The sequence below is a fragment of the Martelella sp. NC20 genome, from assembly GCF_013459645.1.
In the GTDB taxonomy this organism is placed as follows: Bacteria; Pseudomonadota; Alphaproteobacteria; order Rhizobiales; family Rhizobiaceae; genus Martelella.
In genome coordinates this window covers 4,155,694-4,170,465 of the sequence record NZ_CP054861.1, presented here as the reverse complement: position 1 = coordinate 4,170,465, position 14,772 = coordinate 4,155,694, and the positions used below count along the sequence as shown (strand labels likewise).

The 14,772-nt window shown below is 60.4% G+C and carries 13 protein-coding genes; 3 read left to right on the top strand and 10 right to left on the bottom strand.

Annotation, left to right across the window (positions count from 1 at the left end):
* Position 1 precedes the first annotated feature (1 nt).
* From HQ843_RS19950 to HQ843_RS19930, 5 genes are all read right to left on the bottom strand, one after another.
* Positions 2–955, bottom strand: coding sequence for a peptidylprolyl isomerase (locus HQ843_RS19950; protein WP_180901542.1), 954 nt, complete (start codon positions 953–955; stop codon positions 2–4).
* A 248-nt stretch (positions 956–1,203) separates the two neighbouring features.
* Positions 1,204–3,441, bottom strand: a complete 2,238-nt coding sequence (locus HQ843_RS19945; RefSeq protein ID WP_180902105.1) for an LPS-assembly protein LptD — start codon at positions 3,439–3,441, stop codon at positions 1,204–1,206.
* Positions 3,442–3,551: 110 nt separating this feature from the next.
* Positions 3,552–4,622 (bottom strand): LPS export ABC transporter permease LptG, encoded by a 1,071-nt coding sequence (gene lptG / locus HQ843_RS19940; RefSeq protein ID WP_180901543.1) that lies wholly within the window; start codon positions 4,620–4,622, stop codon positions 3,552–3,554.
* The gene (locus HQ843_RS19935; protein WP_371822159.1) at positions 4,619–5,779 is read right to left on the bottom strand and encodes an LptF/LptG family permease; all 1,161 of its coding nucleotides are present in this window, start codon (positions 5,777–5,779) and stop codon (positions 4,619–4,621) included. Before HQ843_RS19935 ends, lptG begins: the two co-directional genes overlap by 4 nt.
* Before the next feature lie 37 nt (positions 5,780–5,816).
* The gene (locus tag HQ843_RS19930) at positions 5,817–6,638 is read right to left on the bottom strand and encodes a phosphatase PAP2 family protein (protein ID WP_246710170.1); all 822 of its coding nucleotides are present in this window, start codon (positions 6,636–6,638) and stop codon (positions 5,817–5,819) included.
* A 138-nt stretch (positions 6,639–6,776) separates the two neighbouring features.
* On the opposite strand from HQ843_RS19930, the gene HQ843_RS19925 reads away from it, so the two are divergent.
* The gene (locus HQ843_RS19925) at positions 6,777–8,258 is read left to right on the top strand and encodes a leucyl aminopeptidase (protein WP_180901544.1); all 1,482 of its coding nucleotides are present in this window, start codon (positions 6,777–6,779) and stop codon (positions 8,256–8,258) included.
* Between the two features lie 18 nt (positions 8,259–8,276).
* Positions 8,277–8,726 carry a DNA polymerase III subunit chi gene (locus HQ843_RS19920; RefSeq protein WP_180901545.1) on the top strand — a complete coding sequence of 150 codons (450 nt, stop codon included), beginning with the start codon at positions 8,277–8,279 and terminating at the stop codon, positions 8,724–8,726.
* Between the two features lie 21 nt (positions 8,727–8,747).
* Here HQ843_RS19920 and HQ843_RS19915 read toward each other — a convergent pair whose 3' ends face one another.
* The 5 genes from HQ843_RS19915 to pstS all read right to left on the bottom strand — a co-directional run bounded on the left by HQ843_RS19915 (position 8,748) and on the right by pstS (position 13,473).
* Complete coding sequence (locus HQ843_RS19915) at positions 8,748–9,425, bottom strand: hypothetical protein (protein WP_180901546.1); 678 nt, start codon at positions 9,423–9,425, stop codon at positions 8,748–8,750.
* Between the two features lie 148 nt (positions 9,426–9,573).
* Complete coding sequence (pstB, locus tag HQ843_RS19910) at positions 9,574–10,395, bottom strand: phosphate ABC transporter ATP-binding protein PstB (protein WP_180901547.1); 822 nt, start codon at positions 10,393–10,395, stop codon at positions 9,574–9,576.
* Between the two features lie 18 nt (positions 10,396–10,413).
* Positions 10,414–11,319: a phosphate ABC transporter permease PstA gene (gene pstA, locus HQ843_RS19905; protein WP_180901548.1), complete on the bottom strand. Its 906-nt coding sequence runs from the start codon at positions 11,317–11,319 to the stop codon at positions 10,414–10,416.
* Between the two features lie 19 nt (positions 11,320–11,338).
* Complete coding sequence (pstC, locus tag HQ843_RS19900) at positions 11,339–12,310, bottom strand: phosphate ABC transporter permease subunit PstC (protein ID WP_180901549.1); 972 nt, start codon at positions 12,308–12,310, stop codon at positions 11,339–11,341.
* Between the two features lie 125 nt (positions 12,311–12,435).
* Complete coding sequence (gene pstS / locus HQ843_RS19895; protein WP_180901550.1) at positions 12,436–13,473, bottom strand: phosphate ABC transporter substrate-binding protein PstS; 1,038 nt, start codon at positions 13,471–13,473, stop codon at positions 12,436–12,438.
* A 285-nt stretch (positions 13,474–13,758) separates the two neighbouring features.
* On the opposite strand from pstS, the gene HQ843_RS19890 reads away from it, so the two are divergent.
* Positions 13,759–14,531 (top strand): IS5 family transposase gene (locus HQ843_RS19890; RefSeq protein WP_246710122.1). Its coding sequence is split into 2 segments (ribosomal slippage): positions 13,759–14,089 and positions 14,089–14,531, totalling 774 coding nucleotides; the frame shifts between segments, so codons are not numbered across the junction.
* Positions 14,532–14,772: the final 241 nt, after the last annotated feature.

Genomic DNA, 14,772 nt, shown 5'->3' with positions numbered 1-14,772 from the left:
ATTACGACTTGCCCGGGGTGACGATCTGGGCCTTTTCCCGCAGTTCGTCGAGATATTTCTGGCTTTCGGCGTCGGTATCCACTTCAGCGGAATCCTCCTTGCTGCTCAGCACCAGGCGGGCGGCATAGTCGTCATTGGCGGTCTTGCGCTCGCACACCGCCAGGAATTCGGCGCCGGCTGGCGTTGTGATCACAGACGTCGTGTCGCCGGTCGACTTGATGACCGGATCCTTCCACTGGGCAGGCAGCTGCGGTTCAAGGAAACGGCCGAGATCGACAACGGTGACGTCATTCATGGTCGCGGCAAAGGAAATGGCCTGATCGCAGCCCGGAAACTTCTTGCGCGCGGCCTCGGCTTCATTCTTGCGCTTGCCAAGCAGCGAGCCCCGCTCTTTTTCCGGTACCACGAAGATGATCCGCTTCAGCAGATACTCGGTGGTTTCGGGCTTCTTGCCTTCCTTCTCCGCCTGTTCGAGCTGCGTGATGAACTCGTCGTCGGGAAGCAGCGTGTTCGTGCCATAGCGGGCGCGCAGAAGCTGGCCCCAGCTCATGCTCACGGCGATGAAGAATTTGAAATGTTCGGCGCCGACACCGGCCTGATTGAGGACGCTGGTCATCTGGGCGACCGACATCTTGTTGCCGCTGGCGAAATTCTGAAAGGCTTCATCGACCTCGACCTGGGTGACGGAGGCGCCGCGGAACGCGATCTCCGACTGCTTCAGGGCCTGGTCGACCATCGCCTCGCGGGCCTTGGCGTCGGTTGCGCCCTTGGTGCCCATCAGGCGCAGCAGGTTCTTGCGCTTGGTGATATCGTCGTTGGTGATCGGTACGTTGTTGACGATCACCTCGATGTCGACGGTCTTGGCGAAAGCCGTCTGGGCGGGCATGCCGATGATCGACGCCGTGGCGATCACTGCGGCGGCAAGGGCATTCACGGTAAATCTGGCGGCAATCATGTCTTGTCCTTTCCCCGGCCGGGGCGAAACGCCATCGCGGCCGCATCCGTATTTCTTGTCCGCGGGGCGTATCGGTCTCGCCTGAAACAGATCGAACGCATCCGATCGCCTCAAGTCCCGCGTTCTTTCAGGAGACATGTGAGACCGTGTATCCGGCCGCATGTCGATCCTGAACCTATGGGGGAAATGTTTTGTCCATTTCAGCGGCAAAAGCAAGGCATGGCCGCGATTCCCTGCTTGATGAGCCGCTAGAAACTGCCGCCGAAACTGTCCGAACCGATCGCGATATCGCCCAGAGTGCGCAGGGTCAGACGCGCGCCGATGGTCCAGTCGACCCCTTGGGAATTATCGGTATCCCAGCTCTCCTGATAGGTGATCGAGAACGAGGTGCAGATGTCCTCATAGCTCAATCCCACCCAGCGGCGCGTCAGGACATTGTTGCTGAGGTCATAGGTCAAGGACCCCGAGATGCCCCAATTGTCATTGAACCGGAACGTGCTGGTCGACTTCAGCTCGCTGTTGCGCTCGTCATAGGCGTAGCCGGGCTGGGCCGCGACATTGGTGTAGTCGAGCGCGGTGTCGAAGCGCGCCGATGTGTAGGTAATGCCCGCATCGGTGCGCTGCAGCGAAAAATCGGTCTCGTCGAAACGGGCGGAGCCGTTGAGGCCGATGCCGAAGGGGAATGTGATCTGGGCGGCGCCGACATAGTCGGAGCGGGTGGTTTCAAGCCCGGATTCCAGGCCGACGCCGACGAGGTCCGGCGAGGCGAACGAGTTCGCGCCGGCGAGCTGGAAGGATTGGCCGAACAGGCCGTCGATCATGATGCCGTTGTCGTAGACGCCGCGATAGCGCAGCCCGAGATTGGCGCGAGTGCCGCCCTCGACCCGGTCGTATCCGGCAAACTTGTCGCGATCGAACAGCGTCGTGGCGTCGAACACGAAGCTCTGGCTGTCTTCATTCGGCAGGCCGCCGGCATACTGCTCGTCCGGGCGGACGAAAATCTGGCCGATCGGCTCCAGGATATGCGAGCTGAAGCCGTTGGTGATCAGCATCGGGTATTTGACCTCCAGACCGGCGGTCAGCATGCCCCGGGCCGCAGCATCCCGATCGACGAAATCGCCGGAATAGCTGTAGGCTCCGTTGTTGATCGTATTGGGGTCATCGACATTGAGAAGATAACCATCGGCGCGCGCGGCCAGGATCGGTGTCAGTTGCAGGCCCTGCGGCGTGGTGAAGGTCTTCTTCCACTCGACTTCGCTGGTCAGCCTTGTGCTGTTGCCTTCAAGCCCGAGGAACCGGTCGTTGACCGAGGTCTCGACAACGTTGTTCTTCTGCCGGACGATATTGGTGAGGTTGTTGGTGATCGAAAGCTCGCCGCCGGCGAACGGGCGCGGGGCGATATAGTCATAATCGATGACCGGCAGCACGATCGCCTGCTCGTCCTCGCTGGCATTCTGGCTGTTGGCGTCCTGGACGTCGAAATAATTGCCCTTGATCGAGAGCGCGCTGCGCTTGCCGAGGCCTTCAAGGTAAACCTGATTGTTGAAGATCCGGTCGTCGTGGCCGTCGATCGAATATGTCCGCGCGAAATTGGTGTCGCTCTGCGCCATGACGTCCCAGCCGAACACCCAGCGCGGGTTGATCTGGAACTGGCCGGTGGAGGCGATCATGCCGCGCGCGTCATTGTCGGCGTCGCTGGTGCCGACCGGGAAGCGGTCGCTGCCCATCTGGTCGATGCCAGCCATGCGCAGCGTATGATGGCCGTTGCGGTAGAGTTTGCGATACTCGGCTTCGAGGAGGAAGCCCTGCTGGGTGTAACCGGTTCCGGTGAAGGTGACATCCGCGCTCGGGCTCAGCGGAATATAGTAGGGCACGGAAATGCCGAAACCGAGATTTTCCTCCACGCTCATCGACGGGAACAGGAAGCCGCGCTTGCGCTTCACGCTGCCGTCGGGAACCGTGACGGTCGGCAGGATCGCGATCGTGTGGCCGAGGAGCTGGAATCGGGGATGCTCCAGCCGCACCGTCTTGGTGACGCCGTTCTGGATCACGCGCTGCGCCCGGATCTGCCAGAACGGCGGCTTCTCCGGGTTTTCCGCGCACGGTATGCAGGCGGTGTAGACGCCGTTTTCCAGCACCATGACATCATTGTCGATTCGCTGGGCGCGCTCGCCTGCCATCGCGATGTCGTCGGGCGTGCGCACGCTGATGGCGTCGAGAAAGCCGTTTGCGAAGTCGTCGGTGACGTCGAGCTTTTCGGCGCGCAGGCGGTTTCCATCGGGATCGATGACCTCGATGCCGCCGAAAGCCATCAGCTTGCCCGCCTTCTGGTCGTATTCGACCTTGTTGGCGACCATGCGGTAACCGGCATAGAATATCTGGACGCCGCCAAGCGCGAAGACCTGCTGGCTATCGTGGTTGTAGACCAGTTCGTTGGCGCTCAGGAGCATGGGCCCCTGATCATCGGCCGGAGGCTCCGGCAGCATGCTTTCCTGCGCCGCGGCCATGTCATGAACACCCGCGCCGGGCAGAGTCAATGCGGTGGCAAGGACCAGCAGCCCGGCAAGGCGATATCCGCTCAATTTACGCCGGACCACTAACCATCCTCCTGATGCAGCAATATCGTCAAACCCAATGCCATCGCTACGACAACCGGAATCCAGGCTGCCAGAAGCGGGGACAGGATTCCGCTGCTGCCGAACGCCTTTACAAGAACACTCGTCACATAAAGCAGAAACCCGGACAGGATGCCACCCAAAATAACGGTTGGCGACTGCGCAAAGCGCGAAAACTTGAGGCAGACCGTAGCAGCGATCAATGTCATGGCGACCAGAAGGAAGGGCAATGAAAGCAAATAGTTGTATTGGGTTTCCAATGCGCTGGTCGAGGTTCCGAACTGGCGAGCCAGCATAATCTGCCTTGGCAAGGCGAAGAAGCTCACGAGATCGGGCTGGACAAGGTGCTGCTGGACGAAATCCTGCTCCAGATTGGTCTTTACCTGAACCTCGTCCATATGTGTGGATAATTCGCCCGCCTCGGTCTGGGTCACGTCGTGAAGGGTCCACCACCCGTCGCTCAGCACGGCCCGCTCCGCATCCTGACGTTTGGTGATTCCCCCCTGATCATCGAAATAGATCACGACTGCATCGCGCAGTTCGGTCCCGTTTTCGGCAATGCCACGGCCGCCGATGATTGTGTCCTGCCCGTCGGTTATCTGCCTGAGCCACGGCACCACCTGATCCTGCTTGCCGCCGACGGCTTCAAGCCCGAGGGATCTTTTCTGGCTCCAGGAGGCAAGCGGATTGAGCGCGAGAACGCTTGCCGCGCCCAGCAGGGCGGCGCCGATCACAAACGGCATGATGAACTGCCAGACCGAAATTCCGGCGGCGCGGGCGACGACCAGTTCGTGGCGGCGATTGAGCGCGATCAGCGCCACCATCGCCGAAAACAGGGCGATGAAGGGGATTGTCTGCTGCAGGATATAGGGCAGGCGCAACGCGGTGATCAGCACGGCATCGAACAGGTTCTGCCCGGCTTCCTCCGAAATATTGCCGACCACCTCGCTGAAATCGATCAGGTAGATGATCGATATAACGCCGAACAGGAACCAGGCGACGGTAATAACGTAGCGGACGAAGAAATAGCGACCGAGAACGGAGATGATCATGCCGCGCCTCCGCCATTGGCCCTGTGTGGCAGGCGGAATAGCCTGCCCATGAGCCGGCCGAGCGGCCCTGTCTTGCGCCGCGCCCGTCGCGGCCTCAGGAGCAGATAGAGCCCGATGGCCAGCGAGACGAAGATGATCGCATAGCAGACATAGACGAAGATCGGGTTGTTTTCGGCCTGATTGGAGCTGAAATGGGAGAGCAGCCGCAGCAACAGCGTCAGGCCGAATGCGGTTGCCATCGGCGGCACGCGGCGCTCGCGGTGGGAACGGGCGTCACCCACGATGACAATCGTGAACACGGCATAGATGAAGGGCAACGTCCAGTCGGTGAGCCGCCGGGTAAGTTCGGCGCGGTAAGACCCCGGATTACCGAGATAATCGGGATCGTCCTTGGGCGGATTGAGCAGGTAGGGCAGGCCGCGGTCGGTCGCGCGCCGGTGGGTCTGGCTCTTGTCGCTGGTCAGTTCGGAAAGATCGAAACTGTAGGAATCGAACTGAACGATGGAAACGTCGCCATCCTGGTTTTCGCGCTGCACCTGTCCGTCGCGCATGATGAGCTGGCTGCCGCTTTCATCGACGGCGCCTTCCTTGGCGTAATAGATGTAGGAGTTTTCCGGCTCGCGGTAATCGGCCACGAAAAGGCCTTTCAGCACCCGGCCGGACATGCGTTCCGAAATCTGGATATAAAGCCCGTCCTCGACTTCGCGAAAGGTCTTTTCCTCGATCACGGAGGAGAGCAGGTCGGCATATACCGAGGCGATCACGCTGCGCGCCTCGGCGCGCGAGCGCGGCTCGATATAATTGTCGAGCATGAAGGAAAAGGCGCAGAGCAAGGCGGCAAACAGCAATATCGGCCGGTAGATGATCCAGCGGCCGGCGCCGGCGCCGTCGATCACGGCGAGCTCCGAATCATTGTTCATCGTGGTCAGCGTCTGCGCCGTGCCGAGCACGATGCCGAAGGGCAGCACGGTCGGGATCACGGTCGGAAGTAGCAGCGTCGCCAGCGTCAGGAACGACACGATTGACTGGCCGCTGTCGGTCACGAGGTTGATGCGCCCGAGCACCTGCGTCAGCCACAGCACGGCCAGCACCGGCAACAACGTTGCCAGGAACATGCGCACAACCCGTGCCAATATGTAGCGTTCCAGTATCTTCATGCCGATCGGGTGTCGGGTGTCGCGCAAAAGACCGTTGTCAGGTCGTCTTGCGAAGCGGGCCGACGTGCTCCTTTCTGGTGAAGATGTATAGGGTTCCGATAAAAACCACCACCGATGCAAGCCATCCGAGAATGATATCCGAAAGATAATGGCCGCCATAGGCCAGTCTCATGGCCGGTGAAACAAGCGAAAGCGCGAGCAGCGGCGGCGTCAGCAGCAGCCGGAAGCGTTCCGGAACGAGAAAGATCGCATAGCAGAACAGCCAGCCGGCGCCCGCGGCCTCGCCGGAAACGAAAGAGCAGTTCGACTGGCAGGCGCCGGAAAAATCGCCGGCCGGCACGAAGCCCAGGTCGCCGCCGAAGATATCTGTATTGCGCGGCCGCGGCCGGTGGGAGATTTCCTTCAGGACGGTATTGACCAGAAGGCCGGGGCCGAGGATCAGGGCGACGAGGCCGGCCATCAGCTTGTTGGCAAGCGCCTTGTCATAGGTGGCGCCATGATGGGACCATGCAATGATCAGGCGATAGATGATGGTGAGGCCGAGAATGATCGGCAGGTAGAAGATGACCTCGCGCAGAAACCCAAGCAGGGCATCGGCTGCGATCGGAAAGCTGCCGCATATCCTGCCGGCGGGCGCGCTGGTGCTGCAGCCCGTCTGATGGAAGAACGCCCTGGAGGCCGCGATATCGATGCCGGGAAAAAGGTAGAAGAACACGAGCAACAACAGCCACAGGGCGAGCAGCAGAATGAACGCAGCCTTGAGCGGCTGCATGGCGCCGAGGCGCCCTGGCAGGTTCTCAAGCCATTGATGGTGTTGCTGCACTGCGGCGGTTCCGGTTTCGTTGACGGCGCGGCGCACACACCGTTTCCATTTTCGTCGTTTTAAGTGTTATGAGGGCGGGGTCAACCATTGATGGCCGGTTGCGTTAACAAGGGGTGGATTTCTCTCTCCCATCCTATCCTGTCAATTCCATGACACCAGAACCCGGAGCATGAAATGAAGTTCTCGATATCTTTTGTCGAAAAGGCTGAAAGCAACGGAAACACGGCGATTGTCCTGGCAAGCGTCGGCCATGTTCCGGCGGGCCTTCAGGCCATCGGCATGGGGGAGGCGCTCTATGGCAAGGCCTCGGCCACCGCTGGCTTCAAGGCGAAACTGTGTTCGACGCTCGATCTGCTCGCGCCGGCCGAAAGCGATGCTGCCCGGATCGTGCTGATCGGGCTCGGCGAGCGCGATGCGCTGAATTCCAACGCCTGGCTCCGGGCGGGCGGCAAGGCTTCCTCGCTTGCCGGCAAGGCGAAGAAGCTGGTGGTCTATCCTGACGGTTCCGCCGCGCCTTCGGAGCTTGCGGAGTTCGCACTCGGCATGATTCTCGGCGGCTATTCCTTCGACCGGTTCAAGACCACATCCAGGGACGAGGACGAAACGGAGGGCGAGATCGCGGTCGAGATCGTGGCCGGCGACGTCGCTGCCGCCAATGCTGCCTTTGCCGAAAGGCAGGCGGTCGGCGAGGGCGTGGTGCTGGCGCGCGAACTGGTAAACCTGCCCGCCAATATTCTCGGCCCGCGCGAATTCGCCGACAAGGCCGAGGCGCTCGCCGCGTTTGGCGCGAAGGTCGAGATTCTCGATCGCGCGCAGATGGCGGAACTCGGCATGGGCGCGCTTCTCGGCGTTGCCCAGGGCTCGGTGCGGCCGCCCTATCTTGCCGTCATCCACTGGAATGGCGGCGGCAATGACGAGCGCCCGATCGCGTTTGTCGGCAAGGGCGTGGTGTTCGATACCGGCGGCATCTCGATCAAGCCGGCAGCCTCGATGGAAGACATGAAGGGCGATATGGGCGGCGCTGCCGCCGTCATCGGCCTGATGCACACCCTTGCCGCCCGCAAGGCAAAGGTCAATGTCGTCGGCATTCTCGGCCTCGTCGAGAACATGCCGGACGGCAATGCCCAGCGGCCGGGCGATATCGTCACCTCGATGTCCGGCCAGACGATCGAGGTGATCAACACCGATGCCGAGGGTCGGCTGGTGCTTGCCGATGCGCTCTGGTACTGCAAGGAACGGTTCAAGCCGCGTTTCATGATCGATCTGGCAACGCTCACGGGCGCGGTCATGGTGGCCCTCGGCTCGCACCGGGCCGGCCTGTTTTCCAATGATGACGGTCTTTCGAAGGAACTGGCGGATGCAGGCGAGCGCACCCAGGAGAACCTCTGGCGCCTGCCGCTGGGCGATGAATACGACAAGATGGTCGACAGCCGCTTTGCCGATATGCGCAACACCGGCGGCTCGCGTTATGCCGGCTCGATCACCGCCGCGCAGTTTCTGAGGCGTTTCGTGGGCGATACGCCCTGGGCGCATCTCGATATCGCGGGCACCGCCATGGGCTCGCCCAAGAACGAGATCAATCGCGGCTGGGCATCGGGTTTCGGGGTGCGGCTTCTGGACGAACTGGTGCGCGCTCATTATGAGGCCCGGGACTGAAGGGGGCAGGGGCGTGCGATGACGGAAATCCTGTTCTATCATCTGACGGAATCGCTGCGCGACGCCGCCCTGCCGCCGCTTGTCGAGAAAAGCCTGGAGCGCGGCTGGCGGGTCGCGATCCAGACGTCAAGCGAGGGAGAGCGCGATCGGCTGGACGATGTCCTCTGGACCTTCCGCGCCGACAGCTTCATTCCCCACGGGCGGACCGACGAGCCGGAGGCGGAGCGCCAGCCCGTGCTTCTGACGACCGTGGACGCAAATCCCGGCAAGGCCGACATCCGCTTCTTTGTCGAGGGCGCCCCGGTTTCGGGCGTCGAGGACTATCAGCGCGTCGTGGTGATGTTTGATGGCCACGATGTCGATGAACTGACCGCGGCGCGCGCTGAATGGAAGCGGCTGAAGCAGGGCGAGCACAGCCTCACCTACTGGCAGCAGGGCGAGGGAGGACGCTGGCAGAAGAAGGCGTGACGGTCGCCCGGCATTCAGCCTTCAATTCGTCTCCAGCGCTTCGGGCTTGGCGATCAGGCTCTCGTCCTCGTTTTCCTTCAGGAATTCAGCAAAGTAGCGCTTCAGCTTCGGGATCTTGATGAGCTCGTCGAGCGAGTATTTATGGGCGTCGCGAACCAGCGTGGACGGGTTGAAATAGGCTTCCGCGTTTTCAGGCGTCAGCACGAAAGGGGGCTTGCCCTCCCGGCCGAGAATGTAGCTCATGATCAGCGCGCCGGTGCGGTGATTGCCCTCGATATAGAGCTGCGGACGGCTGAGCACCCGGACATAGACGCCGGCGGCGCGCTTGCGCACCGGCTTTCCGGCATTGCGCTGGCACCATTCGATGAGACCGCCGATGTCGCCAAGGTCGCGGTCGTAGAAATGGGCTTCGGTGCGTTCGATATGGTTGCGGAATTCCGCGCGTCGCTCTTTGGAAGAGCCGCAGAGAACGAGATGGTTGAGTTCCAGCAGGTGGTGAAACTGGCCGAGCCTGAGGATGTCGGTATTGTCGCGCAGCAGCCGGTCGACATAGGCATAGCCCTCCATCATGTGCTCGATGATGCTGTCGGGCATGCCGTCACGGGGCATGGTCAAAAGCGCATTGATCCGGTCGAACTGGCGCTGGGTATCGCGCAGCTTCTCTTCGATCTTCTCAAGGTCGAGTGCGTGTTTGAACATCGTGGTTTCCGCTCGGCCGTCTGTTCGGCCTGAGTTCCGCAGGGTAGCCATTCGCGATCGTTGAAATCAACGCGCTTCGAGTAGGATACCAAAAGGGCGGCATCCCGAAAGAGCCGCCCCAGAGTGTTGGTTCCGGCGCTGCCGCCGATCAGCTGAATTCGCCGGACAGATACTCTTTGGTCAGCTGCTGTTCCGGGTTCTCGAAAATCTTCTTGGTCTCGCCGACCTCGACGAGGAAGCCGGTGCGGCTGCCCTGCGACATGTCGACGGAGAAGAAGGCGGTCTTGTCGGCAACGCGGATCGCCTGCTGCATGTTGTGGGTCACGATCGCGACCGTGTAGTCATTCTTCAGTTCCAGCATCAGCTCCTCGATCTGGCGCGTGGCGATCGGGTCGAGCGCGGAACAGGGCTCGTCCATCAGCAGCACGGTCGGTTCGGTGGCAATCGCGCGGGCGATACAAAGGCGCTGCTGCTGGCCGCCGGAAAGCGACAGGCCATTCTGCTTCAGCTTGTCCTTGACCTCGTTCCACAGCGCCGCCCGGCGGAGCGCCTTTTCGACGCGACCGTTGATATCGCCCTTGAAGCCGTTGAGACGCAGGCCGAAGGCAACGTTTTCGAAAATGCTCATCGAGAACGGGTTGGGCTGCTGGAACACCATGCCGATATGACGGCGAACGACGACCGGGTCGACATTCTTGCCATAGACGTCCTGTCCGAGGAAATGGACATGGCCCTCGAGGCTGAAGGAGGGGATCAGGTCGTTCATGCGGTTCAGCGAACGCAGCACGGTCGATTTACCGCAGCCCGACGGGCCGATGAAGCCGGTGATCTTGCCTTTTTCAATGTCGACATCGGCATTGCGCACGGCCAGGAAGTCGCCGTAAAAGATCTTCGCTATCCGCACGCCGATGGCGACTTCGGGGCTTTCATTGGCGGTTTGGACGCTGTTCATTTCCAGTGTGGCAGACATATCTTTTCGACCTTTTTCCTATACGCGGCGTGTGCCGAAAGAACGGCTGAGGATGTTGAAGACAAGCACGATGAGCACAAGCACTAGCGAGGCGGTCCATGCAAGTTCAATCTGGTTTTCATAAGGCATTGCCGAGAAATTGTAGATCAAGATCGACAATGACGCTGTCGGCTCCGTGAAGCTTCCGATCCAGTAATTCGAAAACAGCGCTGTAAACAGCAGAGGGGCCGATTCGCCGGATGCACCCGCCACCGCCAGCATGACACCGGTCATAACACCCGGCATCGCGGTCGGCAAAACAATTTTGGTGGCAACCTGCGTCGAGTTGCAGCCGATGCCATAGGCTGCGTCCTTCATCCGCTGCGGCACCATGCGGAAGGCCTGTTCGGCCGTCAGCAGGATGGTCGGCAGCATCAGGATCGACAGCGAAATGCCGCCTGCGAGGGCCGAATAGGTCTTCATCACCACCACCAGCCAGGCGTAGACGAACACGCCCGACAGGATCGACGGGAAGCCGGTCAGCACCTTGCCGACGAAGCGGATGATGGAGGAAAGCTTGCCATTGGGGTTCAGGAGGCCGGTATAGAGGCCGCCCAGAACGCCGATCGGAACCGCGATCAGCGTTGCAATCGCCACCATTACCAGCGTGCCGACGATGGCATTGCCGATGCCGCCGCCCTGTTCGAAGGGGGCGGGCGGCAGTTCGGTGAAAATGGCGAGGCTGAGGCGCAGGCCGCCACGGCTGATGAGCATCCACAGCACCGAGATGAGCGGAACGGCGGCGATGCCCGCCAGCAGCCAAAGGATCAGCGTCTGGATGAAATTCCAGAGTGTACGGCGCTCGGCGAAGGAGAAGGTGAGATTGGTATCGCCAAGGGCGACCGCCTCGGGGTTCACGAATGTCTGATCCGTCGTCGTTGTCATGGGTTCGTTATCCATTCTCTCAGGTGACGGTCTGGCGGGAGGTATAGTTCATGATCACAGTGCCGATGATATTGACGGCCATGGTGATCACGAGCAGCACGACAGCGGCGTACATCAGCGGTCCGATCTGATTGGCGCCGGCTTCCGGGAAGGTGGATGCCAGAAGCGAAGCGAGCGTGGTTGCCGGCGAAAACAGCGACAGCGAGACCTGCTGCGAATTGCCGATCAGCATCGCAAGCGCCATGGTCTCGCCAAGCGCGCGGCCGAAGCCGAGGACCAGCGAGGCGAAGATGCCGCCGGACGCCGTCGGGATGATCACCTTGCGGATCGCTTCCCATTTTGTGGTGCCCATGCCGTAGGCGGCTTCCTGGATCTTCATCGGGATCGCGCGGAAGGCATCCTGGGAGATCGCGGCGACTGTCGGCAGGATCATGATCGACAGCACGATCATCGCCGGAAACATGCCGGGACCGGCAAGCTTTGTGGAAAAGAACGGAACGAAGGGGAGCGTGTCGTGCAGCCAGTTGGCCATCGGGCGGATCGCCGGGATCAGCACATAAATGCCCCAGAGGCCGAAGACCACGGAGGGGATGGCGGCCAGCATTTCGACGATCAGGCGGAACACCCATGCAAGCCGGGCATTCAGGAAGCCCTGCGTCAGAAAGATCGCGACAGCGATGCCGAGACCGCCGCCGAATATAAGCGCCAGGAAGGATGAGTAGAGCGTACCCCAGATTTCGGCCAGGATGCCATATTCGTTCTTGCCCGGGTTCCACTCCACCGAGGTCAGAAACGAAAGACCGTATTTCTGCATTGCGGGAGCCGCCTGGCCGCCGATCTTCCAGAAGATATAGACGAGCAGCAGGACAGTCAGAATGCCTGCGGTCAGCGTCAGGATGCGGAATGATTTGTCATAGGTATATTCAAACCGGGTCGGCGGTCGCGAAACGCTGCCGTCTGAGGGCAGGGCGGTTTTCGTTTTGTCGGCCATTCAAGGCTCCTGCGTGCGGCGACCGGGCTGGCGCTTCGGTCTGACGGCGTGTTGCTCTGCTCTTCCAAGTCAAAAGGCCGGGGCGTACTTTCGTCGCCCCGGCCACGGTCACTAATGACCGAATATTACATGCCGATGTCAGCGAACGACTTCTGGTCGAGTTCGATGACGTTTTCCGGCAGCGGGATGTAGCCGAGCTTGTCAGCCATGGCCTGACCGTCGGTCAGGGCGTAGTTGACCATTTCCTTCAGCGCGGCAACGGTGTCGGCGTCCTGGCCTTCCTTGTAGAACAGCAGCCAGGTGAAGGTTGCGATCGGATAGGCCTGCTCGCCCTTCGGGTCGGTGATGAACGCGCGGTTGTGCTCGTCGAATTCTGCCGAGGCAAGAGCGGCCTTACCGGCTTCAGCGCCAGCCTTCACGTAGTTGCCGGCCTGGTTTTCCAGGTTGGCGTAAGGCGTGTTGGTCTGCTGGGCGTAACCGTATTCGATGTAGCCGATCGCGCCGGGAGTCTGCTTGACCGTGGCGGTGATGCCCTGGTTGCCCGGAGCAGCGATGAAGTTCGAAGCCTTCGGCCACGAAACGGTCTTGCCGGCGCCGACAGCGCTCTCGAAATCGGAGCTGATGGCGGCGAGGTGATTGGTGAAGTTGAAGCTGGTGCCGGAAGAATCGGCGCGGACGACGACGGTGATGTCTTCGTCGGGAAGGTCGACGCCTTCATTGGCGGCGACGATGGCCGGGTCGTTCCACTTGGTGATCTCGCCGAGGAAGATCTTCGGGTAGACGTCGCGCGGAAGCTTGATGTCTTCCAGGCCATCGAGGTTGTAGGCAAGCACGATTTCGCCGGCCGTCATCGGCAGCAGGATAACGCCGCCGTCGATCTTGGCGATCTCTTCGTCGCTCATGGCGGCGTCGGAGGCTGCGAAATCGACAACCTGGTTGGTGAAGTCTTCAATGCCGGCGCCGGAGCCCTTGGACTGATAGTTGACTTCGATGCCGGTCTTCTGGCCAAAATCCTTAAACCAGGCCGAGTAGAGCGGGAAGGGGAAGGAGGCGCCCGAGCCGGTCAGCGACGTGTCGGCAGCATTAACAACAGTGCCGGAGAAGACCATGGCGGCGGCAACGACTGCGACCTTAGCGCCCTTGGAGAAATTTCCGATTTTCATCAGATAGCCCTTTTGAGGTTTGGTTGAAAACGGAAGTCCTATAACAACGAAAGTCTTGAAAGCATATATTGTTGTAAAAAATTCACATTTCTCCGGATTTGTCGGTTTATTGTTATTTAATGTTCAAATAATTGTCATAAAACTGTCATGGTGGAATTGGAGCGCCTGCCTTTCCGCAGCGCCGTCGCGGGTGCCTTCTGGTTTTTGACCGCTAGGCCGTAAACCCATAAATGGGGTTCACATGGGTGCGATGACTTGATTCAATGGTTTCTGGAAAGGAGACCATTGATGCGCCGACGTTTTGACCTGACGGATTTCGAGTGGGCGGTGATCGAGCCGCTTCTGCCCAATAACAGCCGCGGCGTACCGCGGGTCGATGACCGCCGTGTGATCAACGGCATACTCTGGCGCTTTCGTACCGGCAGCCCATGGGCCGATGTTCCGGAACGCTATGGCCCTCACACCACCTGTTATAATCGCTTTGTCCGCTGGCGGCGGGCTGGTGTCTGGGATCACCTTCTCACGGCGATTTCTTCCGCCTTCGACGGCGATATTCAGATGATCGACTCGTCTTGTGTTCGCGTGCATCAGCATGGCGCCACCGGTAAAAAGGGGGCGCCAATCGAAGCATGGGACGTTCCAGAGGCGGCCTGACAACGAAGATCCACGCTCTCGTCGATGCCGATGGGCTGCCGATTGATCTTCGCCTCTCAGAAGGTCAGCATGCTGATTGTCGCTACGCCGAAGATCTGCTCACCAGACTTCATGCCGGAACGACGCTTTTGGCAGATCGTGGCTATGACACCAACGCCATCCGCGCCACGGCAACTCAGGCGAAGGCATTCGCCAACATCCCGGCGAAGCGAAACCGAAAAAAGACCTTCGCTTTCAGTTCGTTCCTCTATCGCTATCGAAACCTCGTCGAGCGGTTCTTCAACCGCATCAAAGAAGCGCGTGGAATTGCAACGCGTTACGACAAACGCGCCGACAACTATCTCGCGGCAATCAAGCTCTTCTCTGTGCGACTATGGTTAAAGCGTTACGAGTCTACGGCCTAGGCTTGTGTTCGCAAGAGGCGGGATTCTTGCAACCTGCGGCAGCATGAGGCCAGACCTGTCAGGCGGTCATTTATTGGACAGGTTTCAGGGAGGACTTCCCAATCTTGTCGCGCGCTGTGTTGGCGTGAGCGTTGTTTCGTATTCGTGGCCCAGTCGCGGCGGCGTGAGCCAGCGGAGCAAAATCTATTGTTTTAATTCAATAAGATGACATTGTTTGGCGTGCTTGCCGATTGGTAGGAAC